The organism is Paraburkholderia sp. CI3 (assembly GCF_050436505.1).
Classification (GTDB): domain Bacteria; phylum Pseudomonadota; class Gammaproteobacteria; order Burkholderiales; family Burkholderiaceae; genus Paraburkholderia; species Paraburkholderia tuberum.
On record NZ_JBNDMI010000002.1, the window covers coordinates 262600 to 285932 of the forward strand.

Sequence of the window (23333 nt, forward strand, 5' to 3'; positions counted from 1 at the left end):
CCCTCACACACCGAACGGAAAAGTCCCCGCCGCGTGGTTCTTTTCGTCGGCGGAAACGGGCAGCGCGCTCACCGCGCTCGTGCGATCGAACCACACGAACGCATCGAACTGCTCGGCCAGCGACGCTTCCGCGTAATGGCTATACCGCTCGGTCCCGGGACGGTAGATGACGCCGATGAAGCGCTCCAATAGCGGCGCGCGCAGCCGTTCGCGCAGCGTGTCGTGCATGCCGGGCCGCAGGTCGAGCAGGAAGCGCGGGAGACCCGTGCCGTGCATGCTGAATTCGACGCTGCCCTCGAGCGATGGCTGCACGGTTTTGACCTCCATCGGTCCGCCCCAATCGCTCGCCGCGGCGACCGTGCCGCTGTGCGTGCCAAACCCGATCAGCGCCGCCGCGTCGCCGAACTGCGCGCGACACAACTGGCCGAGATTGATCTCGTCCTGCATGCGGCCCATCTGCGTGGCGCTCGCGTCGCCGATATGCGAGTTGTGCGCCCACACGACCAGACGCGCCTGCGGCCCGCGGCTGTCGAGCGTATGACGCAGCGTGTCGAACATATGCGTGTCGCGCAGATTCCAGCTTTGCGGCCCGCCGTAGTACATCGCGCGATAGTAGTGCTCGGCGACCGCCACGAGCCGCGCGTTCTGCGCCGCGTCGAGGAAGCGCTCGCCGTCTTCGCGCGCATGGTCGAGCCGGCTTTTCAGCAGATCGCCGAGTTGCGCGACCACGTGTTCTTCGCACTGCGCGTAGCCGCCGCTCAACGCGGCGCGTCCATACACGGCCGGATCTTTCTGCCACGGACTGAGGCACCCATAACGCTCGCGAGCGGTGCGCGCCGCGGCAGCATCGACGCTGTCGAGATAGCGCAATACCGCGTCGATCGATTCGGAAAGGCTGTAGATATCGAGCCCGTAAAAGCGCGTTTCGCGCTCGGGGTGCGCGGCGTTGTGCGAGCGCAGCCACGCGACCAAGCCCATGAAGTCGGTGTTGCGCCACATCCAGGTCGGAAAGCGGCGAAACGGTCGGGACCGCCCGCCGGGCATCGGCCGATCGCGCACATGCCGGTCGACGATCGCGGCGTCGGGCCAGTCGGCCTCGACCGCGATCATCGAAAAGCCGTGCTGCTCGACGAGGCGCCGCGTGATCGCCGCGCGTGCGCGGTAGAACTCCGACGTGCCGTGACTGGCCTCGCCGAGCAGCACGACGCGATGTCCGGCGAAGCGGTCGAAAAATGCCGCGAATTCCGCGGAATCGATGTCGGGCAACGGTTCGGCCGCGTCGCAAATCGCGAGTTCGAGTGCGGCCGGCGTAGGCGCGGCCGGCGTAGGTGCGGCCGGCGTAGGCGTGAGCGGGATGGGCGTGGATGCGGGCCGCAAATCCGCGCGCGGCGCGCCGCCTGGCTCCGGCCAGCCATCGTCGCCGACGAGCGGCACGAAGCGCACGTCGCCGAACGCATGTTCGTCGTAGTCGTGTTCGTTGCGCCGCACGATCTTCACGAGCCGCTGACGGCTCTGACTGCTGCCGACCGGCATCACGAGCCGTCCGCCCACGGCGAGTTGCATGCGCAGCGCTCGCGGCACACGCGGTCCCCCCGCCGCCGCGATGATCGCGTTATAGGGCGCATGCGCGACAAGACCTGCGGTGCCGTCGCCAACATGCACTTCGACGTTCTCGTAGCCGAGCCGCTGCAAGCGCTCGCGCGCGCCCTCGGCGAGGCTCGCGTCGCGTTCGATGGAATCCACCCGGCCGGCGATCTCCGCGGCGATCGCGGCCGCATAGCCGGAGCCCGTGCCAATGTCGAGCACGCGATCGCCGGGCTGCAACTCGGCGGCCGCGAGCATCTTCGCGACGATGTACGGCTGCGAGATCGACTGCTCGCCGCCGATCGGCAGCGGCGTATCGTCATACGCGAATTCGCGCAGATCGGATGGCACGAATGCCTCGCGCGGCACGCGCCGCATCGCCTCGATCACGTAGTCGTCGCGCACGCCGCGTTGCACGATCTGCCGTTCGACCATCCATGCGCGCGCTTCGTCGAAATCGCTCATCGCCGCCTCCTCGCGAATGCGCGGCGCTGCGCGCGCCACGCATTGCGACGAGGCCGCGCGCGAGTCCGCTGCTCTTTCACGCTTCAGCAATGAGCATACCGCCGGCAGGTGCTCGTGGCGATGCGCGAAACGTGAAGCGCGCCCGGACCGATCTTTGCTGCGCGCTTCTCGGGAGCGATTGCACGAACAAAATGCCGTCCGAATCCGTCGCACAACCAAAGCGAAAATCATGAACATTCCCATGCAGGTCGTGTCCTTCCTCAGCTCGCGAGGTCTGAAGCTCGCGACCGCCGAATCCTGCACCGGCGGCCAGATCGCGTCGTATCTGGCGAGCGTGCCGGGTAGCGGCGCGTGTCTCGATGTCGGCTTCGTCAGCTACTCGCCATCGGGCAAAGCAGGCTTTCTCGGCGTGCGGCAAAGCACGATGAAGCAATACGGGCTTACCAGCGAAGCGGTCGCGCGCGAAATGGCCGAGGGCGCGCTGCGCCAGGAAGGCTGCTGCGCGGACATCGCGGTATCGAACACGGGGCTCGCCGATAGCGGCGCGCATGGCGGCTCCGCTGACGATCCGCCACCAGGCACGCAATGCTTCGCGTGGTCGTTCCGACGGCGCGGCAATGAGTTCACCACCTTCGCCGAGACGCGGCGCTTTTCGGGCGACCGCAACGACGTGCGGTCGGCCGCCGCGCTGTATGCGCTGTCGCGCGTCGAGCATTATTTCGATCAACTCCCGCGCGTCGAGCGGGACCACTGATGAGAGAGCGCGACACGCCACCAACGCGCATTGCCGGTGGCACCGACGCCATCGCCGGCGTCGGTGTAAAGGGGCGGCGCTCGCTTATCCGGCGCGCGGCCGCGTGGCGCGCTTCGGCGGTTCCATGTCATCGTCCGACATTTCCTGCAGTTGCTCTTCGGGCGCGATGCGCGAGCCGCGCTCGCGCTCCGCGGACTGATCGGTCGGCTCCTGCGGCACGGCAGCGTCGTCGGCCGCGCCTTCCGCCTCGATCTGCCGGCGCGCTTCTTCCCAATGGTCGTCGGCTCTCCCTTCCGGCGACGGATCGTTTTCCCAGATCTGGTACGCCCGCGTGCGAATGCGGGCTTCGAGTTCCTTGTCCATAAGTGCTTCTCCGTGAACGTGAGCGATGCCGCGGTACGGCGCCACATGCACCGTGCCCGAATGACGGCGAGCCACAGGCTAGCAAGCGTTGTTCCGCGCGGCGCGCGTTCGTTCGATGGCACCCCGCTATTCGACGAGCCAATCAAATCAGCGCGCCGCCGGACTGGTGCTCGAGGAAGGCGACGTCGACGACGTCAGAACGAAAACGGCGGGCGCACAGATCCACCGCGTGCCAGTCGTGAACCAGGGCAAGCGTTTGAAGGGGATCGTGTCGCCAAGCGATATCGGGGCGGGCCGCGCGCTCACGCCTCGGGACAGGCAAGGTCGGCCGCGACGATTCGCGCACCGTACTCCTCGGCGGCGAGCCGCGCTTCCTCGATACTGTTGAACGGACCGACTTCGGGCGCGCCATCGAACGGGAACAGACGGCGGCCATCCACTTTACGGCTCACCAGCAGATCGGCATAGAATCGCCCATCGGCGCTGCGGCGCGCGGTGACGTAGATGGAAAAGTCGTCGCTTGAGGCGACCCCTGCCGCCAGATACTGCGTCAGTTTCAGCTTTCTCCTTGACATGGCTCTCCCCTGCTTCATCAGGCGATCCTGTTGTACCCTCCTGAAATCGATGTTAATGGACATGTAACAGGGTGCGCACGTCCGTAAGTGTCGACTTATAGACATGACTGTCGCAGCGACGTTTTAAACGAATCAGTGCGAGCGCCGCGCGCAAATTCAAGACTCCCATCAGGTCTTGTCGCCGACCGCGCGACTGCCCGCCTCGTCCAGCCTGGCTTGCAGCATTTGCTTGCGCGCCGCGACCTTTTCACCGAGCGCGGCGAGATCGCAGCCGGTGCGCCGCAACGCCGGAAAGAGTTCGCCTTCCTCTTCCTCGACGTGATGCCGCACGAGCTCGGACATGACCTTGAACGTCGCGTCGAAGCCTTTGTCGCCCGGCTTCAGCGTCTCGAACTTCGCGATCAGCGTTTTCACCAGAAAATGCTCGACGTAGGCTTCATCGACATCGAGCTTGTCGTCGTCGGGCAGCGCCTGTTGCGCGGCTGGATACAACAGCTCTTCCTCGATGATCGTATGCATCGTCAGCTCTTCGCACGCGCGCTGCGCCAGCGCGGCTTTGGCTTCGAGCGTGTCGCGTTCGTCGCCGCGCGATTTGCCGAAGGCGTCGAAGAGTTTTCCCACGGCGCGGTGATCGACCTCGGTCATGCCTACTCGGCCGCATCGCTCGACGACGGCCGCAAGGTCGATGCCGAGGACTCGTTGCGCAAGGCGCTGCGTGCGCTGCGCGAGCGCGAAATGTTCAGCCTGGAGCTTGGCCAATTTCGCCAGGACAGGAGACACCGCGGCGCAACAGCGCGAGGAGGACAACGCGCGGCGCCACGCGGCCGAACTCCTGCATTCCATGCTGCTGGAAATATAAGTCCAATGCGAGATAATGGGTGTCTGGCCCAGCAGGAAATGGGCTCGTTGCCCTATAAAAATCCACCGCTGGACTATCCTTTTCCAAGAAGGGACGCGCAGCCATGTCAAAAAAGCGAGGGCAGTCTCTGCCTAGCCAGGCACACTATCCGATCGTCGGTATCGGCGCATCGGCGGGGGGGCTCAACGCGCTGACGGAATTCTTCGAGGCGCTGCCCGCGCACACGTCGATGGCCTTCGTAGTGGTCGTTCACCTGTCGCCGGATCACGAAAGCAATCTGGCCTCGCTGCTGCAGAAAGTCACCGGCATGCCGGTGCAACAGGTCACGAGCCCCACGCCAATCGAATCGGATCACGTTTATCTGGTCGCGCCCTCGTTCGAGATGATCATGGTCGACGGCTACCTGCGCGTCACGCAGAAGCAGTCCGAGGAAGGACGCCGGGCGAGCATCGATCTGTTCTTCCGCACGCTCGCGGAGGCGCACCGCGAACGCGCGATCGGCATCGTGATGTCGGGCGCGGGCTCGGATGGCTCGGTCGGCCTGTCGCGTATCAAGGAAATGGGCGGCATTACGCTCGTGCAGGACCCTTCCGAGGCCGAATACGACAGCATGCCGCGCAGCGCGATCGCGACCGGCATGTCCGACTTCGTGATGACCGCGGCCGAGATGCCGCAACGGCTGATGGATCTGTGGTCCACCGCGCGGGAAATCCATTTGCCGGCCGCGCAGGCGGAAGAGCCCGACGAAGACACGGTCAACGAGTCGGCGGAACGCGCGTTGCGCGAGATCATGGTGATCCTGCGCACCCGCACCGCGCACGACTTCCGCCATTACAAGCGGGCTACGGTCCTGCGCCGCATCGAACGCCGGCTACAGGTCAACGGCATCACCGAGCTGCAGGCGTATCGCGACTATTTGCATCTGCATCCCGAAGAAACCCAGGCGCTGCTGCAGGACATGCTGATCAGCGTCACCAATTTCTTCCGTGACAAGGAAGCGTTCGACGTGCTCGAGCGGGAGGTGTTGCCGCCCCTGTTCGAACAGCGCGGCGAGCAGGGCCGTATCCGCGTTTGGTCGGTGGGCTGCGCGACCGGCGAGGAAGCGTATTCGCTGGCCATGCTGATGCAGGAGCGCTCGATAAAGTCACACGAGGGCGTGTCGTTTCAGGTATTCGCGACCGACATCGACGAGCGCGCCATTTCGTTCGCACGCACCGGTCTGTACCCGGACTCGGTCTTCGCCGACCTGACGCCGGCGCGCATCCGCCAGTTCTTCACGAAGGACGCCGCGCACTTCCGGATCAAGAAGGAACTGCGCGAACGCATGCTGTTCGCGCACCATAACGTGCTGAGCGATCCGCCGTTCTCGCGGCTCGACATGATCTGCTGCCGCAACCTGCTGATCTACCTCGACCGCGAAGCGCAGATCGAAATTCTGCGGATGTTCCACTTCGCGCTGCGGCCCAGCGGCGTGCTGTTTCTCGGCAGCTCGGAATCGGCCGACAGCGTGAGCTCGATGTTCACCGTGGTCGACAAGCGCAACCGCATCTATCGCGCGAACATGGCCGTGCGCGGCGACACGCCGGTGCCGATGGCGATTTCGGGCACGATGAGATCGCGGCCCGTGGTGACCACGGTGCAGCCGACAGGGCGCCGGCGCTTCTCGTTCGGCGATCTGCATCAGCGGCTCGTCGAGCAATATGCGCCGCCCAGCGTGCTGGTGAGCCGCGAATCCGAAATCGTTCATCTGTCCGATCGCGCTGGCCGTTTTCTGCAATATTCCGGCGGCGAGCCGTCGCATAACATCGTGGCCGCCGTGCGCCCGGAACTGCGGCTCGAACTGCGCACCGCGATCTATCAGGCCTTGCACACGAACCGCAGTGTCGAAGCGCGCCGGGTACACATCGAACGCGATGGCCGTTCGTACTTCGTCAACATGACCGCGCGGCCGGTGCACGATCCGGAAGCGAACGCGGACTTCGTGCTGGTGCTGTTCGACGAGGTCGAGGACAGCACGGCCAACGCGGAAACGGCCTCGGCCGACGTGCAGAAAGACCCGATCATCAGCCAGCTCGAACGCGAGCTGCAACGCACGAAGGAACAGTTGCAGTCCACGATCGAGCAGTCGGAAACCTCGACCGAGGAGCTGAAGGCGTCGAACGAGGAATTGCAGGCGATCAACGAGGAACTGCGCTCGGCGACCGAGGAACTCGAAACCAGCAAGGAAGAGCTGCAATCGATCAACGAGGAGCTGACCACGGTCAACGCGGAACTGAAGTCGAAGGTCGAGGAAACCGGCAAGATCAACGACGACTTGCACAACCTGATCGCCGCGAACGACATCGGCACGATCTTCGTCGACCGCAACTTCTGCATCAAGCGCTATACGCCGCGCGCAACCGACGTCTTCAGCATCATTCCATCGGACATCGGCCGCTCGCTGCTCGACATCACGCACCGGCTCGAATACGACAGGCTCGCCGACGACGCGGCCGAAGCGTTCGACTCGCTACGCCTGATCGAGCGCGAGCTGAAGAGCAACGACGGGCGCTGGTATCTTGCGCGCTTCGTGCCCTACCGCACGACGGAAGACCGCATCGACGGCGCGGTGCTGTCGTTCATCGACATCACCGACCGCCGTCAGGCGGAAGACCGGCTGCGCGAAGGCGAGCGGCGCATGCGCATCGTCGCGGAGGGCACCAAGGACTACGCGATCATCACGTTCGACGATAACGGCGTGATCACTAGCTGGAACGCGGGCGCGGAACGGATTTTCGGCTATTCGGAAGCCGAAATGATCGGCCAGTCCGCCGACATCCTGTACACCGACGAGGACCGCACCGGCAACGTTGCGCAACGCGAGTTCGCCGAAGCGCGTCTGAACGGCCGCGCCGAAGAGGAGTGCTGGCATCTGCGCAAGGACGGCACGCGCTTTTTCGCGAGCGGCGTGCTGTCCCGTCTCGACGAACCGGGCATCAGCGGCTTTGCGAAGATCACGCGCGATCTCGGCGAATATGTGAACGAACCGACCTCGGGACGCGGCACCCATGTCGAAACGCTGCGCGCGGCGAGCGAGCGAGACGCGCAGCGGCGCCGCGACGAATTTCTCGCGATCGTGTCGCACGAGCTCAAGCATCCGCTGAACCTGATTTCGGCCAGCGCCGAGCTCATCGCGCGCGCGCCGGAAGCGCGGCAGAACCTGAACGTGTCGCGCGCGACCGATACGATCCGCCGCACCGTGATGGGCCAGGCGCAAATCATCGACGATCTGCTCGACATTTCGCGCGTGCGCACGGGCAAGCTGTCGGTCGTGCGCACCGTAGTGGACATGCGCGAGATCGTGCAGCGCGTGTGCAGCGCGGTGCAGGACGATGCCGCGCAACGCGGCATCACGCTCAGCGTCGAGATGACCGATGCGCCCGTGATCGTTCACGCGGACCTCACGCGGATCGAGCAGATCGTGTGGAATCTGATCAGCAATGCGCTGAAGTTCACGCAGCGCGGTTCGATCCAGGTGTCGTTGCAGGTCAACGATCACGCCGAGGCCGTGCTGCGCGTCAGCGATACCGGCATCGGCATCGAGGCGTCGCTGCTGCCGCATATCTTCGAGATGTTCCAGCAGAGCCGCGATCCGGGCTCGCGCCGCGGGGGCCTCGGCATCGGCCTCGCGCTGGTGCGTGATCTGGTCAACCTGCACGGCGGCGCGGTGCGTGCGGAGTCGGACGGCGTCGGCCGCGGTGCAACGTTCACGGTGACCCTGCCCACCCACCGGCTCGCCACCCGCACGAGCGCGGGTATCGAAGTCACCGCCGAGCCGTTGAAAGGCACGCGCATCCTGATGGTCGACGACGACGCCGCGACCGTCGAAACCTTCAAGCTGCTGCTGGAAAGCGAGGGCGCCGAAGTGCGGACCGCGACGAGCGGCGAGGAAGCGTTGACGATCATCAACGGCAACGCGCCCGATATCATCCTGTCCGACATCGGCATGCCGGGTATGGACGGTATGGAGTTCATCGGCAAGCTGCGCGGTATGCCGGCGATGAAGTCCGTGATCTGTATCGCGGTCAGCGGCTTCGGCCAGCAGGCGGACGTCAGCGCGGCCGAAGACGCGGGCTTCGACGCGCACCTGAAAAAGCCGGTGGTTCTCGAAGACCTGATGAGTATTTTCGCGCGGCTACGCGGCTGAACCAGCGGCTTGACGGGGCGCAACGGGTCTATCCGTTGCTTTGCGACGACGACGCGTTGCGCGACGCGACCCTCGCAACGGCCGCGTTGACCTCGATCTGTGGCTGCCTGTCGCCGAACGGCGGTTCCACCGACAACACGGTCGCACTCGTCGAAGCGCGCTATCCGAGCGTTCGCGTCGTCGAATGCAACGGCAATCTCGGCGCGGCAGGCCGCAACCACGCGGTCGCGTGCGTCGAGACCGACTATGTCGCGTTCTGCGATGACGACACCTGGTGGGGCCCGGGCTCGCTCGAACGCGCGGTGCAATTGCTCGATGCATGGCCGCGCGTCGGCGTGCTGAATGCGCGCGTCGCGGTCGGCGCGGACAACACGACGGATCCGACCTGTCCGTTGATGCGCGCAAGCCCGCTCGGCCGTGTCGGTCTGCCGGGGCCCTCCTTGATCGGCTTGATGGCGGGGCGCGTGCGTGTTTCGCGCGGCGCTGTATCGCGAGATCGGCGGCTATGAGCCGCGTCTTTTCATCGGCGGTGAGGAAACACTCGTTTCGCTCGACGTGCTCGCGTCGGGACATGCGATCGTCTACTGCGAGCAGTCGACGCTCCATCACCATCCGTCGCCGGTGCGCGACAGCGCGTTGCGCCGTCGCGTGCTCGCGCGCAACGCCGCGTGGGTCGCGTGGCTGCGTCTGCCGTTGGGCGAAGCGTTGAGCGCGACTCTGCGCGCCCTCGACGTATTCGCGCGGGAAGGCACGCTGATGCGCGACGGCACCGAATTACTGGCCGGGCTGGCGTGGACCGTGCGAGAACGCCGGGTGGTCCCCCGGTCGATCCTCGCGATGCGCGACCGCGTGCGCGCGGCCGAGCGCAATCTCGACGCGTCCGCAACGACGACTGTTGGTGGCAAGTTCGACGCGCCGATCTGAGACCTCGCTCAGACCTGAATCGCGCGCATCATGATCGCGGCAACGCCGTGTCCGTGCGCGACGGCGGCTGCGCGAGCCGCCGGATCGCAGCGATCAGTTCTGCGGGCGCCACGGGCTTGTGCAAGTGCGCGTCGAAACCCGCGGTGCGCGCGCGCTGTTCGTCGAGTGCGTCCGTGTAGCCGGTCAGCGCGATCGCGGGCAGTGGCCCGCCGCGTATCGACGGCCGCCCGCCTTCCAGTGCGCGCAAACGGCTCAGCACGTCATAGCCATCTTCGCCGGCCAGCATCAGATCGCAGAGCAGCACATCCGGCCATTGCGCCGGGTCCGTCGCGCGCAGCCAGTCCAGCGCTTCGGTGCCCGCTGCACATAGCCGTACGCGTGCGCCGCTCGTGCTCAGCACCGCTTCGAGCGCGTCGCGCGCTTCTTCCTGGTCGTCGATCGCGAGCACGAAGAGGCCATCGAGCGGAGCGGACTCCGCCGATCGGTCCCGAGCTCAACGCGGCCGAGATAATCGCGAGGCGATCCGCAGGGCAATCGACCAGCTCGACGCTCAGCGACTCGCGTCCGCCTGCGTTGTTCACGTGGGCGGACCAGCCGCACACTTGCGCACGATGTTCGATCAGGCTTTTCCAGACCTCGACGACTCGCAGTGATCCCGGGCTCCGGCACGCAATTTCTACACGGCTGGCGTGTCCGCGCGAATGCGCATCACGGTCTGACGCGACGTGCCGAAGCGCCGCGCGACCTCGCTGACCGACTGTCCCCTGCCGAGCGATTGCAGCACGCGTTGACGCTGCTGCTCGGAAAGCGACGGCGGCCTGCCCGTGTGCTTGCCGCTCGCGCGAACGGCCGCGAGACTGTCGCGGCTGCGCAGGCTGCGGCACGCGGCGTCGAGCCGCACCAGCGCGCGCAATGCCTTCACCGCCGAGGGCTCGGGGCGCCCGGCCAGATCGGTATGGCCGACTTCGACGCAACGCAGCGCCACGCCGGCCTTCCGGCACTGCATCACGGTGGCGAGGATGTCGCGCGCGTTGCAGCCGAGAGCGGCCAGCTCGAGCACGACGAGCGTGTCGCGCGGCGCGATTCGTCGGATCAGACTTTGCAGCTCGGGGCGGTCGCGCGCCTGCGCATAGGTTGGCAGATCTTCGACCACGACCCGCGCGAGCGTGACCATGTAGCCGGCCTTGTCGAGCCGGATCAGCGCCTGCTCGTGCCGAACCGCATCGTGCGCGCCGAACAGATAGATGTGTAGTTTTTCCACTTCGCCTTCGTAGTGACGATCCGCCATTAGCGGCGCTATTACGTCGGGGTTCCGGTTTTTTCGAGCGACGACGTCTGGACACGCCGTCACTCATCGCGCTCAGGGCTGCCGCTGGCCGCCCTGATGCGTCGGAGGAGTCTGGTTCTGTTGCTGCTGTCCGCTGTCGCGGCCGGGCTGCGCCGGATTCGACGGCTGACGATTCGAATTCTTGTCCGAAGTCATGACGCTCTCCTACGTGAGATTGCGGGTGACCGTGGCTAACCGCGGCCGTCGTGATCAACGCGCAACCAGCGTTCCCGGTCCTGCCCGCGCCAGAGCGTTGCGGCGCGGGCATGCAAGCGCCTGGCTATGACGCTTCCGCTGGCGATGCGAGCAGCCCGGTGGAGGAATTTTCAAAGTGTATCAATCGCGTTGAACGTCCAATACGGTTGGCGTCGGTATTGGCGCGATTGAACTGTCATTGCGTGGGCGGTGGAGGCGCGGCAAGTGACGGCCGCGCATCGGGAACCGCAATCGGGGACGACCGCGGAATCCGTCTGACGGGAAGGCATGTAGCGCCCTGCTCAAAGCTCGGCGCCAGAGCGGCCATGCAGATACGAGCCGACACGAAGAACGCGACGGCTCGCTCGCCTCTTTACTGAAGCCGGCCGCGCATCGTCATCGTTATCCGTTCTATTACTACCATCGAAGCTCCCCGTGCCGGACAACCGGCGTCCGGGCTTACGCCCTTCCCTTGTGGGCATTATGCGGTGACAACATCGCTTCGTTTTACGCATCCAGACCGAGTGCATGACTTCAGCAGCCCGCATCCCGGTCCTGGCGAGCAACAATATGATTGCTGTGTTCCGCAGCGGCTGAAACGTCGCAGCGTCGACCCGCACTTGATGAGCCGTTCCACATCATCGTTCGTCAGGCTGGCTGGAAGCGTCGCGTGACGCCATCTCCGGATTCGAGGTAGTGCTTCCTCGAGACCGGACGGCACAAGACCCATCACGGTGAGAAACCGCAGCATCGCGCGCAGCGCGACGATTGGCGAATTCGATGGTCGGCGCCTCTTGCTCGAAAGTTCGCGGTGCAGATATCCGCGGAGATCTTCGATTTACAGGTCTAGCCAAGCCAGCCTGACGCGCCACGAAACGTCGGCGTGCCATGTTCAGTAACCTGGCGGAGGCGCCGTATCGTGGGCCGGCGGCGGAGGCGTCGCTTCGTCGTGCGTCCGATACACATTGGCGGCGCTGCGCGGGACCGGCACACGCTCGCCATTTGCGTACATGCACTGAACGTACGCCTGGTCGTAGCGGTGTTGAAGGCTGGCGGCCGAGCTTTGCGCCATGCCGGCGCCGATCATGCTGCCGCCGAGCAGACCTGCGCCTGCGCCGACCGCTGCGCCGCGGCGGCCGTTGAACGCCGCACCGGCCGCCGCCCCGAGCGCGGTGCCGACGACCGTACCGCCGAGGGCGCCTGTCGCTGCGGCCTGTTGGGTGCTCACGCCGCCGGTCTGCTGGGAAGCAAATTGCTGGCAAGTCGCGTCGTCGGCGCGGAATTGATCGAAGGACTTGCCCGTGCCGGGCAGGGCCATCACTGTGGGACCTGTCGGCATGCCAGCACAGCCGTCGAGCGCGATGATGCAGCTCAGGCTGACCGCGGCGGTGACTAGCGCGGATACGCCCCGTTTCGTGCGCATTGCCAGAGAGAGGGAATTCATTTTGCTCATGTCATTTCGGCCCGGTTGGCCTCACCGGCACTTCCACCCAGCCGCTCGAACACCCCTTCACGTACGGGTAATATTTTTTTGTCACCGGGCAATACCACCAGGTACCCGACGGCGGACTCGTCTGCGTTTTTTCGACGTAGACGGTGCTCGGGGTTGGCTGGACCGACTGGACGACGACTGGGGCGGGCGCAGCGTAGTAGACGACGGGGGGCGCCATCATCATGGGGGGCGGGATACCCACAAGGACACCGACGCGCACATGCGCTTGCGCGGTGCTATTCAGGCATACGGCCGTAGTCGCGATCAGCGCAAGCAAAACTATCCTGAATCTCACAAACTTTCTCCTATTCGATGAAGCGGGCCTGCCGCGATCCGGCGCAAAACGGTAAGGCCATGGCGCAAAAAACCGAACGGGTTCAACCTGGCGAATTCCGCTGCGCGACAAAAAAGGGAATCTCGTTGGTGCTGGTTGAAGTGAATCCCCGCGTGGCCGAACCTGGTGATTCCGGGGCCGGCCGACCCCGAAGGCAGATTCCCGACATCTACGCCTTCCGCTGAACCTCGCGTCCGAAGGGGGTACGCCGACGTCGCTATGGAAAGCCAGACAAGGCTGCGGCTTGCCCCGCCGTGATGTCCAATCAACTTTCGTTGTAGATAGAACGATACGAGGCCAGTTGAGCCATCGCCGGTACCCCCGAAACTGCGGAGCCCAGTTTCACGCCACCGCGCCCACTGAACGCCTGCTGTTGAGCCGCCACGCTCGCCAGCGCCGCGTGGATGTTCGCCGGATAGTGTGCGTCACCGTTGGGGTGGTCAGAGCCCGCTAGCTGCAGTCGGATGACTTCTTCGTGCACTAGCTCACGCGTCAGAGGACCATTGCCCTGAGCAGAGGTGGCCGTGGGGAGAGCGATGACTGACACGACAGTGAGAACGGGCATGAACGCTTTAGCCATGATGAAGCTTCCAGTCTCGAGCGCCAGGAACAACAGACGCCGGGTTAGCGAAACAACGACCAGGCAAGGTCTTGAAGTCCGTGTGCCCGTTCCGTTGAGGTCCGTCATCTTCTTATCGTTTGATTACAAATAGTTCTCTTCAATACATTGTTTCCGAGCTTGCAACGTCGAGAGGCATCTATCCGCGCGCAACGGTCGCGAAACGACAGGGCGCCGTACCGAACGGCGATCTCGGGGCTCGGAGCCCTCGTGCTGCGACGTGCATTTGATGAAGGCCGCCCAACCGACGTAATTTGCGAGCGGACGGCGAATGTATAGGCGCGTCAAGAACCGATACGCTTGGATAACTCGGGGTCTACCTTGTCCGGCCAACGATTCGCGAGCCACCCAACCTCCATGTTCATGAAATGGCAACTCACAATTGCGCGCGTCGAATAACGACGCGCTGTCGATATACTGCAACCCACATCTGACACAGCATGTGCTCAGTTTTGCGGTGGATACCGGCTCCGTTATTTACAAAGGATTAGCCAGCACAACGATTCACGTTCAAGCGCTGACAATCGGACCTCGGCGCAAAAGCAGCCGCTACCCTTCCTTTAACCCATAGGAGTCTTCAATGAAAAAGTGGTTTGCCGCGCTGCTGATTTTATTCGCAGCGAGTTCGCATGCAGCCGGCGATTCCTCGATGAACGCAACGATTGAAAGCGTCGCAGGTACGAATCAACTCGGCGGACTCGTAGTGCTACGGTCAGCGGACAGCAAGTGCCGTTACTACGGTGTACTGCAGCAGACTGCGCGTGCGCCGCGTGGCATGGCAGAGCGCATCGCTGCAGTGACCCAGGACGGAAAAGTCTATGACTGGATGACAGTTATCAGTTACTCGGAATGCCTGCAAGCGAACGGAACCTACACCAAGGAACGTGTTTCGCTGGATTCGCCCGGCGGAAAGCGGTTCCGGGTGGGCGATAGCGTAGAGCTGCGATCACCGGTGTAACGAGGGCCAGCAAACCACCGATAACGGCTTTTACCAGTCCCATGAGCGCGGGAAATCACGTCGACGACTATCTATTCTCGCTGATTGCAGACAGGACACGGAGCTCTACCGGACCGGAATTGCGATCGGTGGGTTCCTGGTTCGAGATGATATCGCTCGTACTTCGGACGACGACGGTTCGAGAGATCGACAGCGGTATTTCTGCAGCACGTAGTCGCTTCAGGATTGCAAATAGCAGATCGCTTCTGGTATCCCCGGCGATTCTCGGGCTACCGACATAGCCGGTAACAGTCAATGTCATACCGTCAGGCGTCAACTGGCTAAAGATCACCGATGGCGCGGGACGATCGAGAACCGATGGGTGATCCAGGTAAGCTTGCAGAAGAACATCGCGCACCTGCTCCGGATCGACGTCCAGCGCAAAAGTAAGGGCCAGTGTGACAACCCCCTGCGTTTTGTTTCCCATTGTCACGTTGCGCACATTCTGAGAAATCAGGTGCGAATTGGGAACGATCACCGTTGATCTGTCTGCGAGTTGTATTTCGGTCGCACGTACACTGATGCGCCGGATATCGCCTTCAATGCCGGTGATACTGATCATGTCGCCTACTTTGACCGGCCGTTCAGCAAGCAATATCAGCCCGGAAATGAAGTTTTTAACGATTTCCTGCAGACCAAAGCCGATGCCTACCGACAATGCGCTGACGATCCACGCCAGGTTATGCCATTTCACGCCGAGTACGGACAAGGTTTGCAGCGCGACGAGGACATAGCAGACGTTGGCGAAGACCGTCACCAGCGACGCACGCATACCCGAACTCATTTGCGTCTTGGGCAGAAACTCGGCGTCCAGCCATTTGCGCATGAGCCCAACCAGATACAGGCATACTGCACAGGTAAAGATAGCGCTGAAGATATGGGCGGGAACGATATTGAGCGCATGTAATCGCTCGCCACCGAGTACGTCGAGAATGCTATCGACCAGATCTCGCGGCGTTGTCCCGAGGCCGCCCGTAAGCAGTGCAATGACTGCGGCGAGCATCAATGCGCTGCGAAGAATGGCGGAGAGTACCGTTGCCACCTGTTCGAGATGAACATCTTGCAGCCCGAATAGATGCCTGATTGTTTTGCCGCTGGCGTGGCATGGCGAAAATACGGTTTCGCAAACATCATGAGCGAGCTTCGTCAGCAGATAAACGCTGCTCAGTACGAGATCGAACCAGACCAGTTCGTAAGTCAGGAACCGCGCGAACGAAACATAACCACAGAGCAATGCAATCAGAGAAGCTCCGACGGCAAGGCTGACGGCGGCATGAATAATGCCAGCGAGGGTAGAACGCGCCTCAGGCGATTCTCCGGCAGCGGCGAGCGCAGTGAGTACCCGGTTTGCGCGTAAAAGCGACATCCCGATGGTCAGAGCGACCACCAATGCCACCACGCCGCGAGTAAAGAGCGTAAGTTGCACGCTGGTATCGACGGCCCGGTTGATCTGCTCGATGGCTCCTGAAAACAGCAGCAGTGCGGCCAGTGTCCATGGGAAAGGGCGTAGCGCGCGAGCGACGGGATCCGCGATGGCCGGCAACCGCCATGACGGATGTCGTGTGCAAAGCAATGCCCGGCCGAGAGCAGCGACCAGCGCGCAGGTCACAACATGTTTGATGATTTCGCTGGCGAAGCTTTGCAGCGCAGGAGGCAGCGCCTGCTGACGGGTCAACGCGAAGTAGAGCAGATCAATGGCACATATGGTGGTCACCAAAGACGCGACGACGGTCGAGATCGCCATCACGCTGCGCCGTATCCGGCCTTCTGGAAGGCGGCGTAGGCAGAACCGTTCTGATGCTCTGTCAAGAAGCCGTGTTCCGATCGTTGCAACGGCCAGGGCGAGCAGCACAAGCAGGGCGGTTGCAACCCGCTGCCCCGGTTGCCATGTCGTTTGAATCTGCCTGTCGATCTGCGCCTTGAAGTCTCGCAGACGTTGATAGTCAGCCGTGTCCGGGTGGAGCGCCGACGCCCAGAACGCGGCGCTGACTACGCTGTCGGAACGAAGAGCCAGTTGATCTTTCAGATGGTTTTGCAGCAGTCGCGTGATCTGGGCGCTCAGGTTGGCAAGGTTCTCCTTGATCGTTGCCGCCTGCTTGAGTTCGGCATCGAGTTGCAATTGCTGAGCAGCGAGAACGCTGCGCTGTTGGGCGACCGCGGGAGTTTCCGCGGCGGATTCGGAAGCGGGTGCTGTTCCGAGTACGTCGAGCTGGGCATGCGTTTTCGCGCGATCGGGCTCCAGCGACGTGGTTATCAGCCTGTCGACGTCTTCGGCGACGCGCCGGCTCAATGCGTCCAGCTCGGACAGCTGCGCATCGCTTGTTGCCGTCGAAGCACGCTGCCGGATCTGGTCCTGTTTTTCCTGAAGCGCACCGAGCCTTTGTAATGCCTCGGAGCCCGCGCCCATGGATGGCGAAGAATCAGCAGGAGCATCTATGCTAAGGGGTGGCAGCGTCGCTGCGTTGGCGGCAACCGGAATCAGGCCGAACATCGTCAGCGCGATAAGGTGAAAAATGACTGCAACTATTTGTCGCGCGGCGCAAGCGCGGCGAAGAGTATGCATTTGAGAGATCTGGCTCATGCACGCGATACCTAGGTAAGCGGTGTTGCATTCGGTCGCGGCCGGGCGTGAAATGAGGGAGCCGCACTGCGGTAGGAGAGCAAGCTTAATGAATCATACGTGATCATAATATCATATATGATAGTAACGGCAAATATGAAAGGTGGTGCACGGTCAGCGCTTGGCCCGCTGATTTGCGACGGCGGCCGCTTGAGCATCGGCGTGCGCTATCCAGTTTGTGCGAGAAACGTTCGGTATAGTGGGACGTTGAAAGATGGAAGCTGATCCTGGATGCTTTTTACAAGGCTTCCCGCGATATCGGGCTCCCGACTAATTGGCATCTATCAAACCATCGTTTCCTGGACTCACGGGTAGGCGCGCAGGCAACGCGGCAATGGAGGAGCATCGACATGGAACAGAGCAACGCATTGCCGGATTCGATCCGAGCAGCGATTGAGGCGCACGGCGGTGCAGCGCGATGGGCCGAACTGGCGGAGATCGAGGCGACGGTTTCCGCCTGCGGCCTTCTGTTCACCGCAAAGCGACGGCCAATACTGCGACAAGTGCAGGTTCGCGCGTCGACACACGAGCCTCGTTTCGCTTTCAACGATTTTCCGCATGTTGGCGAAACGAGTGAACTTCAAGGAGAAGAACTTGTTCGCGTCGTCGGGCGAGACGGGGCTATCCTGGCTCGCCGCGACGGACCGCGAACAGCATTTCGTGGCTGGCGACGGCAAATCTACTGGGACGACCTCGACTTTGTCTATTTCGGCGCCTACGCGTTCTGGAACTATCTGACAGCACCTTTCTTATTCTTGCGCGGCGGCTTTACGTTCCAAGAACTTCCGCCACTGGCGACTTCGGCCGGGATATGGCCAAGAATCCGGGCGACCTTTCCCAGCGACATTCCAACGCACAGCCGGGTCCAGGATTTCTATTTCGATAGGCAACATCGCCTTTGCAGGATCGATTACACCGCCATGGTTATCGGCCGCTGGGCGCGGGCCGCTCACATCTGCGAGGACTTTCGCGAATTCGATGGATTCCTGATACCGACTCGCAGGACGGTGAAGCCGCTGCCGGTTGGCAATGCTCCATTGCCAGTTCCGACTCTCGTCGCGATCGAGGTCCACGATTTTCGACCAAGGCCTTCTGATTGACGCCAGTCCAATCGGCCGCGGCGACTGACGAAGCGAGGCGGCCGCGCTCAGGCTCGTGGGATTGCATTTGGCCGGCAACCCGGGCAGCGTGTCAAGGCCGACAAGCTCGCGCCAAAAGTTCTGACACTCGTTGCGATGGGACAGTCGTATCGCGAGATTGGACAGAGGCTTTCCATTAGCAAGAATACGGTGCTTGCCATCGTAAAAAGGGCGCGCGCCGACGAACAGGGAGAATGTATGAAGCAAGATGCATTGCTCGCGCTGCCGCTGACTGACACGGAGATCGAGCAACTCGATGATTTCCTGATCAGCGATTCGGCTCCGGAAGAGGCGATGGATGTCTCGATGATGGATGGTTTCATGACCGCGCTCGCATCGAGTCCGAACCTCGTCATGCCTACCACGATGCTGCGCTGGATCTGGGATCCAGAGCAAGGCGTGGACCAACCCGCGTTCGCGAACGCCGAAGATGCCGACCGCATCGTCGGCCTGATCATCCGGCACTGGAATGATGTCAATGCCACGCTGCGCGAGACGCCCTGCGCGTATGAACCCCTGGTCCTTGAGCGTGACGGGGATGACGGCCGGGCGCTGTCGATCATCGACGAGTGGTGTGTCGGGTATTACAAGGGCATCACGCTGGATCAGGCAACGTGGTCGCCCTTGATGGCGCAGCACCCTGAATGGTTCACGGTGATCCTGTTGTACGGCACCGAGGCCGGCTGGGATGAGCTCAGGAGACGCAAGGACGGTCTCGACCAGCATCAGGCCTTCGCGGACTCCCTGGCAGACTCGGTACTCCGCATCCATCACTTCTGGATACAGCAGGTCCTACCGACAGTGCCGCACTCGCGCAGGCATTGAACACGATCGACAGCGACGACGGCCAGAAGCATGGGCGCAAGATTGCGGCATTGCGCAATGAGCTCGTGGTACTTGACGTGTCTGGATTCCATGGCGGGTTCCCTCACTGACGGGTTGGCGGCACTCACGATGCCGTGGCCCGAACGCGCGGTGCGCGGGCCTTTTGGGGCTGCGACTCGAGCGCGGTTGTCGCGCCGAGCACTGACCGGATGGCGCGCAGCGCCTCTTCCTGCGCGGGTGTCGGCGGGATGCGCAGCACCCGCCGGTCGGCCAGCAGCTTGTCGAGCAAGGTCAGGAGCCGGTTTCGGTCTTCCGGGCTGGCGAGCAGATCGGGCAACGTCTGGATAGCCTGTTGCGGCTCAAAAGTCGCGATGAGTTCCTGCTCCCCGCGAATGCGCCGCCAGTCGGCAGGAGGCAAATGCGGCAGGTCGTCGGCGTATTCATCGACCAGTTGCTTGACTGTCTCGATGCGCGATAGCGGCAGCGGCTCGCCCTTTGGCGCGAGCAGGAACGCGGTGCGCGCGACCGCCTCGTTGTAGCCGCCCTGCCTTAGCGAGGCGAGCGCCGCCTGGACGAACGGCAGGCTGCGAGGATCGGCGGCGGCGGAGGTGCCGGCCCCATGCTCGCCGAGGCGGTCCGGGTCGTACATTGCGAAAAGATTCGCGTAGATGGAGAAGAACAGTGCTTCGATGCTGGCGTCTCTTACCGCCCGGAACTGATCGAGCGAGGCGCTGATCAGTTCTGAGCCGCGCTGCTCCACCTTGCGCCAGGGTTCGAGGTCGCTCGATGGCTGCCGGCTGGCTCTGACAGCATCGGCCATCGGACGCAGCGCGGCCACCCACGGATTCAGGTCCGAGAATGCCCAGCGCTGAAGACGCAACGGATGAAAATCGCGCAGCAACCGCGCGGTCATCTCGCTCGACGCATGCTGCACAAAGGGTTGAACGAACAGCTCGTAGGCTCGCTGGTTGAACTCCGACACCACCGCCACGGCCTTGAACGGCTTTTCGTCCTCGCGCCGCAACTCGTTGAAATGCTCGACGGCTTCTTCCAGCCGGTGCTCGGTGAGCGAGACCTCGTATTCCGTTTTGCCGTCTGCGCCCTTTCCCTCCTTGATCGACATGCCGTAGAGGCCCGGCGCGAGCGTCTCGATTGTCTCCAGCACGTTGAAGATTTGCGTGTATTCCTTCTTCGCCACCTTGCCGGAAACAAAGATGCCGAGATGGCCGACGTCCTCGTGCATCAGGGCGACGATGACCTGGCCGCGCGCCTTGATCTCCTCGGTGCTGCTGTAAATGTCAGCGACCCAGTTGAACGCCTGTTGCGGCGGCGTGATGTTGTCGCCCATCGATGCGAAAAGGATGATGGGCGAGCGGATGGCACGCAGATCGAAGGATTTGCCCGACGGGCCGGACACTTCGCCGGACCACAGCTTGTTGCCGATGAAGAGGTTACGGGTGATCCACTCGATCTCTTCCCGGTTCATCAGGTAGTAGCTGCCCCACCACCGCTCGAACTCGATAAAGCGCGCCGGTTCCGTATCGATGTTGGCGAACACGTTGTAGTACTTGTCCCAGAACGTGTTGGCGGGGTTCAAATACTCGAAGTTGTTCACGAGATGCGCGCCGTCGAACTTGCCGTTGCCAAGATCGGCCGCCAGGGACGAGAGCCACGTGCCGCCCAGAATGCCTCCGGCATAACGCATTGGATTGGGCACCTCGCTCTCGCTCCACGCCCCGCTCCAGTAAGACATGGGCGCGCCGTTGACCAGGATAGGACCGGTGTCTTCCGGCGACGAACTGGCAAGCATCATCGCGGCCCAGCCGCCTTGGCAATTTCCGACGATCGCGGGCTTTGGGCTGTCTGAATGCAGTTCGCGCACCTTCCGTACGAACTGCTGCTCGGCCGCGCACACGTCGAGCAGGGTCTGGCCGGGCTCTGGCTCCTGGAAGAACACAACAAAATAGACGGGATGACCGGCGCGCAGGGCAACGCCGACCTGCGAATCGTCCTTGAAGCCCCCGATGCCGGGACCGTGCCCGGCGCGCGGATCGATGATCAGATACGGGCGCTTCTTCACGTCGACCACAACACCTTCCGGCGGCCGTATCGACAGCAGAGCGTAGTTGACGGGCCGCTCAAAGTGCCTCGCGTCGAGCACTGTGTCATAGTCGAAATGCAACGCCGGCTTGATCCCGGCCTTGTTACGCTCGATGAACTCGTTGCCGCGTTGACGCAAGGCATCCCAGAACAGGACGGAGCGCTGCGCGAAATCGGCCGTATAGTGCCAGGCACCCCATGGTGTGAACTGCGCCAGGTTGGCAATGGTGAGCGCGGACGTGCCGTCGCCCCCCTTGATTGCGTCGCTCGTCCTCTGCCCGAACCGTTGCCGGGCCTCTTCCAGGCGATTGTGCAACAGGCGCAGGATTTTCAATGCAATCTCGTGATTGCGTGTCAGCTGTGAAACCTGGTCCATCTGATGAATCTCCTTAAACGAAGCAACTTAACCCGGCACAACTGCTCATTCCGTTGCCTGGTTGCAGAGAAGCTTGGATGCCGCCTGGATTACGGGCAGCATCAAGCACAAACAATCCTTCAAGTGACAACTATGTCATTTCACGCTGCGTCGCCATCTGGGCGCCCCTTACCTCGACCTACTGCGCTTCTTCCTGAATCATCGGCGCTTCGTGCGCAGCCGCCGGGCCGAGCGTCAAGGCAAAAGTCCGGGTGAGTTGATGACGGGGCGGGACCACCCGCACTGGCTCACGATGCTGGGACTCGGACCGCTTCAACCGCGGCAAGTCCGAGCGCGGGAGGTCGATACCCAGGACATCCAAATCCATCGGGATACTAACCACAACGTACTTTGTCGCCCCTTTCGTCAAACGCCCCCTATCGCGGCACACGTCGCACGCAGGCGTTCTTTCATGCTTCGACCACATGCGGCAGCAATGCGGCGCCACCTAATCAGCAGCGGAAGGTCCCATGCCCTGTTCGAAGAACTCCGCGGTATGGTCGATAAACGCCCTGACTTTCGCGGGCAACAGTGCGCGTCCGATGTAGGCCAGACGGACCTCGGCCACATTATCGGCGATCTCGAAGTCTTCCAGCAGACGAACGAGCCGTCCGGCCTTTATGTCCTGCTCAACAAGGGCGATTGGAAGCAGACCAATACCGAATCCTTCGAGTACGATGTCGCGATTGAATATGGGATTGTTCGACGCAATTTCGTAGCTGATCGGGACCGCGATGTTTTCCTGATCCATTCGAAAGGTGACGCATGGTTTGTGCATCGAAGGAGGGACCGTGACGAACACATGGTCGGCCAGGTCAGCCGGATGCCGGGGCCGAGGACGCCTGCCCAGATAAGCTTCCGTTGTGACAATGACCAGCGGCAACCGCTGGAGCAGCCGCGTCACAGCCAGATCCGTCGCCAGCATGAAAGGCAGGACGATACCCAGATCGTAACCGTCGGCCGTCAGGTCCACGGGCCGCTCGGTCAATGTGATATCCAGGGTGACGTTCGGATGCTTGCGTTTAAAGGACGCAATCAGCGGTGCGAGCCACGTCAATGCGGTGGTCGCATGTGCGACCAGTCGCAGTACGCCCGCCGGCAGTCGACCGTGGCCCGCCGCACTGGCTTCCAGGCAATCAAGGTCATCCAGGATGCGACAACATCCATCGTAAAAGCGCTCCGCGGCTTCCGTCAGCGAAAACTGTCGGGTCGAGCGATGGAAAAGTCGCGCGCCCAGGCGCTCTTCCAGCGATGCGATCGCCCGCGAAACGACCGATGGCGAGAGATCCATCATTTCCCCGGCACGTCTGAAGTGTTTGACTTCGACGATAGTCCGGAACAGGCGCAAGCTTTCAATGTATTCCATGGTTCACGTTCCATCTGCTATCTGACGACTTGTGTAGATATCCTTGATATCAGTCCTGTTCGTGGACCTTTACCGCACCGCACGCTGTGGAACATAGTCCAATGCCGTGCAACCGCGACCAGGGGTACTGTCCGGTCACGTCTTGCGCGCGTGGATGCGCCTGGTGTCACCGCCGCACATGAAAGCGCTGAGCA

The 23333-nt window shown here is 62.7% G+C and carries 18 protein-coding genes and 1 pseudogene; 6 read left to right on the plus strand and 13 right to left on the minus strand.

The features are described from left to right. Window positions 1-3: 3 nt before the first annotated feature. A complete protein-coding gene (locus OKW29_RS04050) occupies window positions 4-2049 on the minus strand; it encodes a protein-L-isoaspartate(D-aspartate) O-methyltransferase (RefSeq protein WP_429290075.1) in 2046 nt (681 codons plus the stop codon). Between the two features lie 229 nt (window positions 2050-2278). Between OKW29_RS04050 and OKW29_RS04055 the strand changes: the two genes are divergently transcribed. Continuing rightward, window positions 2279-2803: a CinA family protein gene (locus tag OKW29_RS04055; protein ID WP_429290076.1), complete on the plus strand. Its 525-nt coding sequence runs from the start codon at window positions 2279-2281 to the stop codon at window positions 2801-2803. 84 nt (window positions 2804-2887) lie between these two features. Here OKW29_RS04055 and OKW29_RS04060 read toward each other — a convergent pair whose 3' ends face one another. The 3 genes from OKW29_RS04060 to OKW29_RS04070 all read right to left on the minus strand — a co-directional run bounded on the left by OKW29_RS04060 (window position 2888) and on the right by OKW29_RS04070 (window position 4386). After that, window positions 2888-3166 (minus strand): DUF2934 domain-containing protein, encoded by a 279-nt coding sequence (locus OKW29_RS04060; RefSeq protein WP_187618538.1) that lies wholly within the window; start codon window positions 3164-3166, stop codon window positions 2888-2890. 302 nt (window positions 3167-3468) lie between these two features. Next, window positions 3469-3741 (minus strand): DUF6723 family protein, encoded by a 273-nt coding sequence (locus tag OKW29_RS04065; RefSeq protein WP_184024220.1) that lies wholly within the window; start codon window positions 3739-3741, stop codon window positions 3469-3471. 168 nt (window positions 3742-3909) lie between these two features. Then, the gene (locus OKW29_RS04070; RefSeq protein WP_429290733.1) at window positions 3910-4386 is read right to left on the minus strand and encodes a hemerythrin domain-containing protein; all 477 of its coding nucleotides are present in this window, start codon (window positions 4384-4386) and stop codon (window positions 3910-3912) included. A 317-nt stretch (window positions 4387-4703) separates the two neighbouring features. On the opposite strand from OKW29_RS04070, the gene OKW29_RS04075 reads away from it, so the two are divergent. Next, a complete protein-coding gene (locus OKW29_RS04075) occupies window positions 4704-8786 on the plus strand; it encodes a CheR family methyltransferase (protein WP_429290077.1) in 4083 nt (1360 codons plus the stop codon). Between the two features lie 56 nt (window positions 8787-8842). Further along, window positions 8843-9710 (plus strand): annotated as a pseudogene (locus OKW29_RS04080) (glycosyltransferase family 2 protein). 28 nt (window positions 9711-9738) lie between these two features. Here OKW29_RS04080 and OKW29_RS04085 read toward each other — a convergent pair. From OKW29_RS04085 to OKW29_RS04110, 6 genes are all read right to left on the minus strand, one after another. Continuing rightward, window positions 9739-10158 carry a response regulator gene (locus OKW29_RS04085; RefSeq protein WP_429290078.1) on the minus strand — a complete coding sequence of 140 codons (420 nt, stop codon included), beginning with the start codon at window positions 10156-10158 and terminating at the stop codon, window positions 9739-9741. Between the two features lie 228 nt (window positions 10159-10386). Beyond that, window positions 10387-10998: a recombinase family protein gene (locus OKW29_RS04090; protein WP_184023420.1), complete on the minus strand. Its 612-nt coding sequence runs from the start codon at window positions 10996-10998 to the stop codon at window positions 10387-10389. Window positions 10999-11070: 72 nt separating this feature from the next. Then, window positions 11071-11193, minus strand: a complete 123-nt coding sequence (locus OKW29_RS04095) for a hypothetical protein (protein WP_013094087.1) — start codon at window positions 11191-11193, stop codon at window positions 11071-11073. A gap of 931 nt (window positions 11194-12124) precedes the next feature. Further along, the gene (locus tag OKW29_RS04100) at window positions 12125-12676 is read right to left on the minus strand and encodes a hypothetical protein (RefSeq protein ID WP_429290079.1); all 552 of its coding nucleotides are present in this window, start codon (window positions 12674-12676) and stop codon (window positions 12125-12127) included. Between the two features lie 10 nt (window positions 12677-12686). Continuing rightward, window positions 12687-13019, minus strand: coding sequence for a hypothetical protein (locus OKW29_RS04105; RefSeq protein ID WP_429290080.1), 333 nt, complete (start codon window positions 13017-13019; stop codon window positions 12687-12689). A gap of 304 nt (window positions 13020-13323) precedes the next feature. Then, window positions 13324-13746 carry a DUF4148 domain-containing protein gene (locus OKW29_RS04110; RefSeq protein ID WP_429290081.1) on the minus strand — a complete coding sequence of 141 codons (423 nt, stop codon included), beginning with the start codon at window positions 13744-13746 and terminating at the stop codon, window positions 13324-13326. A 511-nt stretch (window positions 13747-14257) separates the two neighbouring features. Here OKW29_RS04110 and OKW29_RS04115 point away from each other — a divergent pair. Continuing rightward, window positions 14258-14635 (plus strand): hypothetical protein, encoded by a 378-nt coding sequence (locus tag OKW29_RS04115; protein ID WP_221307744.1) that lies wholly within the window; start codon window positions 14258-14260, stop codon window positions 14633-14635. 67 nt (window positions 14636-14702) lie between these two features. Here the strand turns inward: OKW29_RS04115 and OKW29_RS04120 are convergent, their stop codons facing one another. Then, window positions 14703-17255 carry a DUF3772 domain-containing protein gene (locus OKW29_RS04120; RefSeq protein ID WP_429290082.1) on the minus strand — a complete coding sequence of 851 codons (2553 nt, stop codon included), beginning with the start codon at window positions 17253-17255 and terminating at the stop codon, window positions 14703-14705. Window positions 17256-17644: 389 nt separating this feature from the next. On the opposite strand from OKW29_RS04120, the gene OKW29_RS04125 reads away from it, so the two are divergent. Together OKW29_RS04125 and OKW29_RS04130 are read left to right on the plus strand one after the other, a co-directional pair. Then, entirely contained in the window at window positions 17645-18394 is a 750-nt protein-coding gene (locus tag OKW29_RS04125; RefSeq protein WP_429290083.1) for a hypothetical protein, read from the plus strand. 237 nt (window positions 18395-18631) lie between these two features. Further along, on the plus strand, window positions 18632-19258 hold the full coding sequence (locus tag OKW29_RS04130; protein ID WP_429290084.1) for a UPF0149 family protein: 627 nt from the start codon (window positions 18632-18634) through the stop codon (window positions 19256-19258). A 124-nt stretch (window positions 19259-19382) separates the two neighbouring features. Here OKW29_RS04130 and OKW29_RS04135 read toward each other — a convergent pair whose 3' ends face one another. Next, window positions 19383-21734, minus strand: coding sequence for a DUF3141 domain-containing protein (locus tag OKW29_RS04135; RefSeq protein WP_429290085.1), 2352 nt, complete (start codon window positions 21732-21734; stop codon window positions 19383-19385). 487 nt (window positions 21735-22221) lie between these two features. Then, on the minus strand, window positions 22222-23139 hold the full coding sequence (locus tag OKW29_RS04140) for a LysR family transcriptional regulator (protein ID WP_429290086.1): 918 nt from the start codon (window positions 23137-23139) through the stop codon (window positions 22222-22224). Between the last annotated feature and the right edge of the window lie 194 nt (window positions 23140-23333).

Bases quoted from the DNA above. Each gene is read 5' to 3' on its own strand.
- OKW29_RS04050 (WP_429290075.1), bottom strand. From the start codon at position 2,049: ATGAGCGATTTCGACGAAGCGCGCGCATGGATGGTCGAACGGCAGATC.
- OKW29_RS04055 (WP_429290076.1), top strand. From the start codon at position 2,279: ATGAACATTCCCATGCAGGTCGTGTCCTTCCTCAGCTCGCGAGGTCTG.
- OKW29_RS04060 (WP_187618538.1), bottom strand. From the start codon at position 3,166: ATGGACAAGGAACTCGAAGCCCGCATTCGCACGCGGGCGTACCAGATC.
- OKW29_RS04065 (WP_184024220.1), bottom strand. From the start codon at position 3,741: ATGTCAAGGAGAAAGCTGAAACTGACGCAGTATCTGGCGGCAGGGGTC.
- OKW29_RS04070 (WP_429290733.1), bottom strand. From the start codon at position 4,386: ATGACCGAGGTCGATCACCGCGCCGTGGGAAAACTCTTCGACGCCTTC.
- OKW29_RS04075 (WP_429290077.1), top strand. From the start codon at position 4,704: ATGTCAAAAAAGCGAGGGCAGTCTCTGCCTAGCCAGGCACACTATCCG.
- OKW29_RS04090 (WP_184023420.1), bottom strand. From the start codon at position 10,998: ATGGCGGATCGTCACTACGAAGGCGAAGTGGAAAAACTACACATCTAT.
- OKW29_RS04095 (WP_013094087.1), bottom strand. From the start codon at position 11,193: ATGACTTCGGACAAGAATTCGAATCGTCAGCCGTCGAATCCGGCGCAG.
- OKW29_RS04100 (WP_429290079.1), bottom strand. From the start codon at position 12,676: ATGAATTCCCTCTCTCTGGCAATGCGCACGAAACGGGGCGTATCCGCG.
- OKW29_RS04110 (WP_429290081.1), bottom strand. From the start codon at position 13,746: ATGACGGACCTCAACGGAACGGGCACACGGACTTCAAGACCTTGCCTG.
- OKW29_RS04115 (WP_221307744.1), top strand. From the start codon at position 14,258: ATGAAAAAGTGGTTTGCCGCGCTGCTGATTTTATTCGCAGCGAGTTCG.
- OKW29_RS04120 (WP_429290082.1), bottom strand. From the start codon at position 17,255: ATGAGCCAGATCTCTCAAATGCATACTCTTCGCCGCGCTTGCGCCGCG.
- OKW29_RS04125 (WP_429290083.1), top strand. From the start codon at position 17,645: ATGGAACAGAGCAACGCATTGCCGGATTCGATCCGAGCAGCGATTGAG.
- OKW29_RS04130 (WP_429290084.1), top strand. From the start codon at position 18,632: ATGAAGCAAGATGCATTGCTCGCGCTGCCGCTGACTGACACGGAGATC.
- OKW29_RS04135 (WP_429290085.1), bottom strand. From the start codon at position 21,734: ATGGACCAGGTTTCACAGCTGACACGCAATCACGAGATTGCATTGAAA.
- OKW29_RS04140 (WP_429290086.1), bottom strand. From the start codon at position 23,139: ATGGAATACATTGAAAGCTTGCGCCTGTTCCGGACTATCGTCGAAGTC.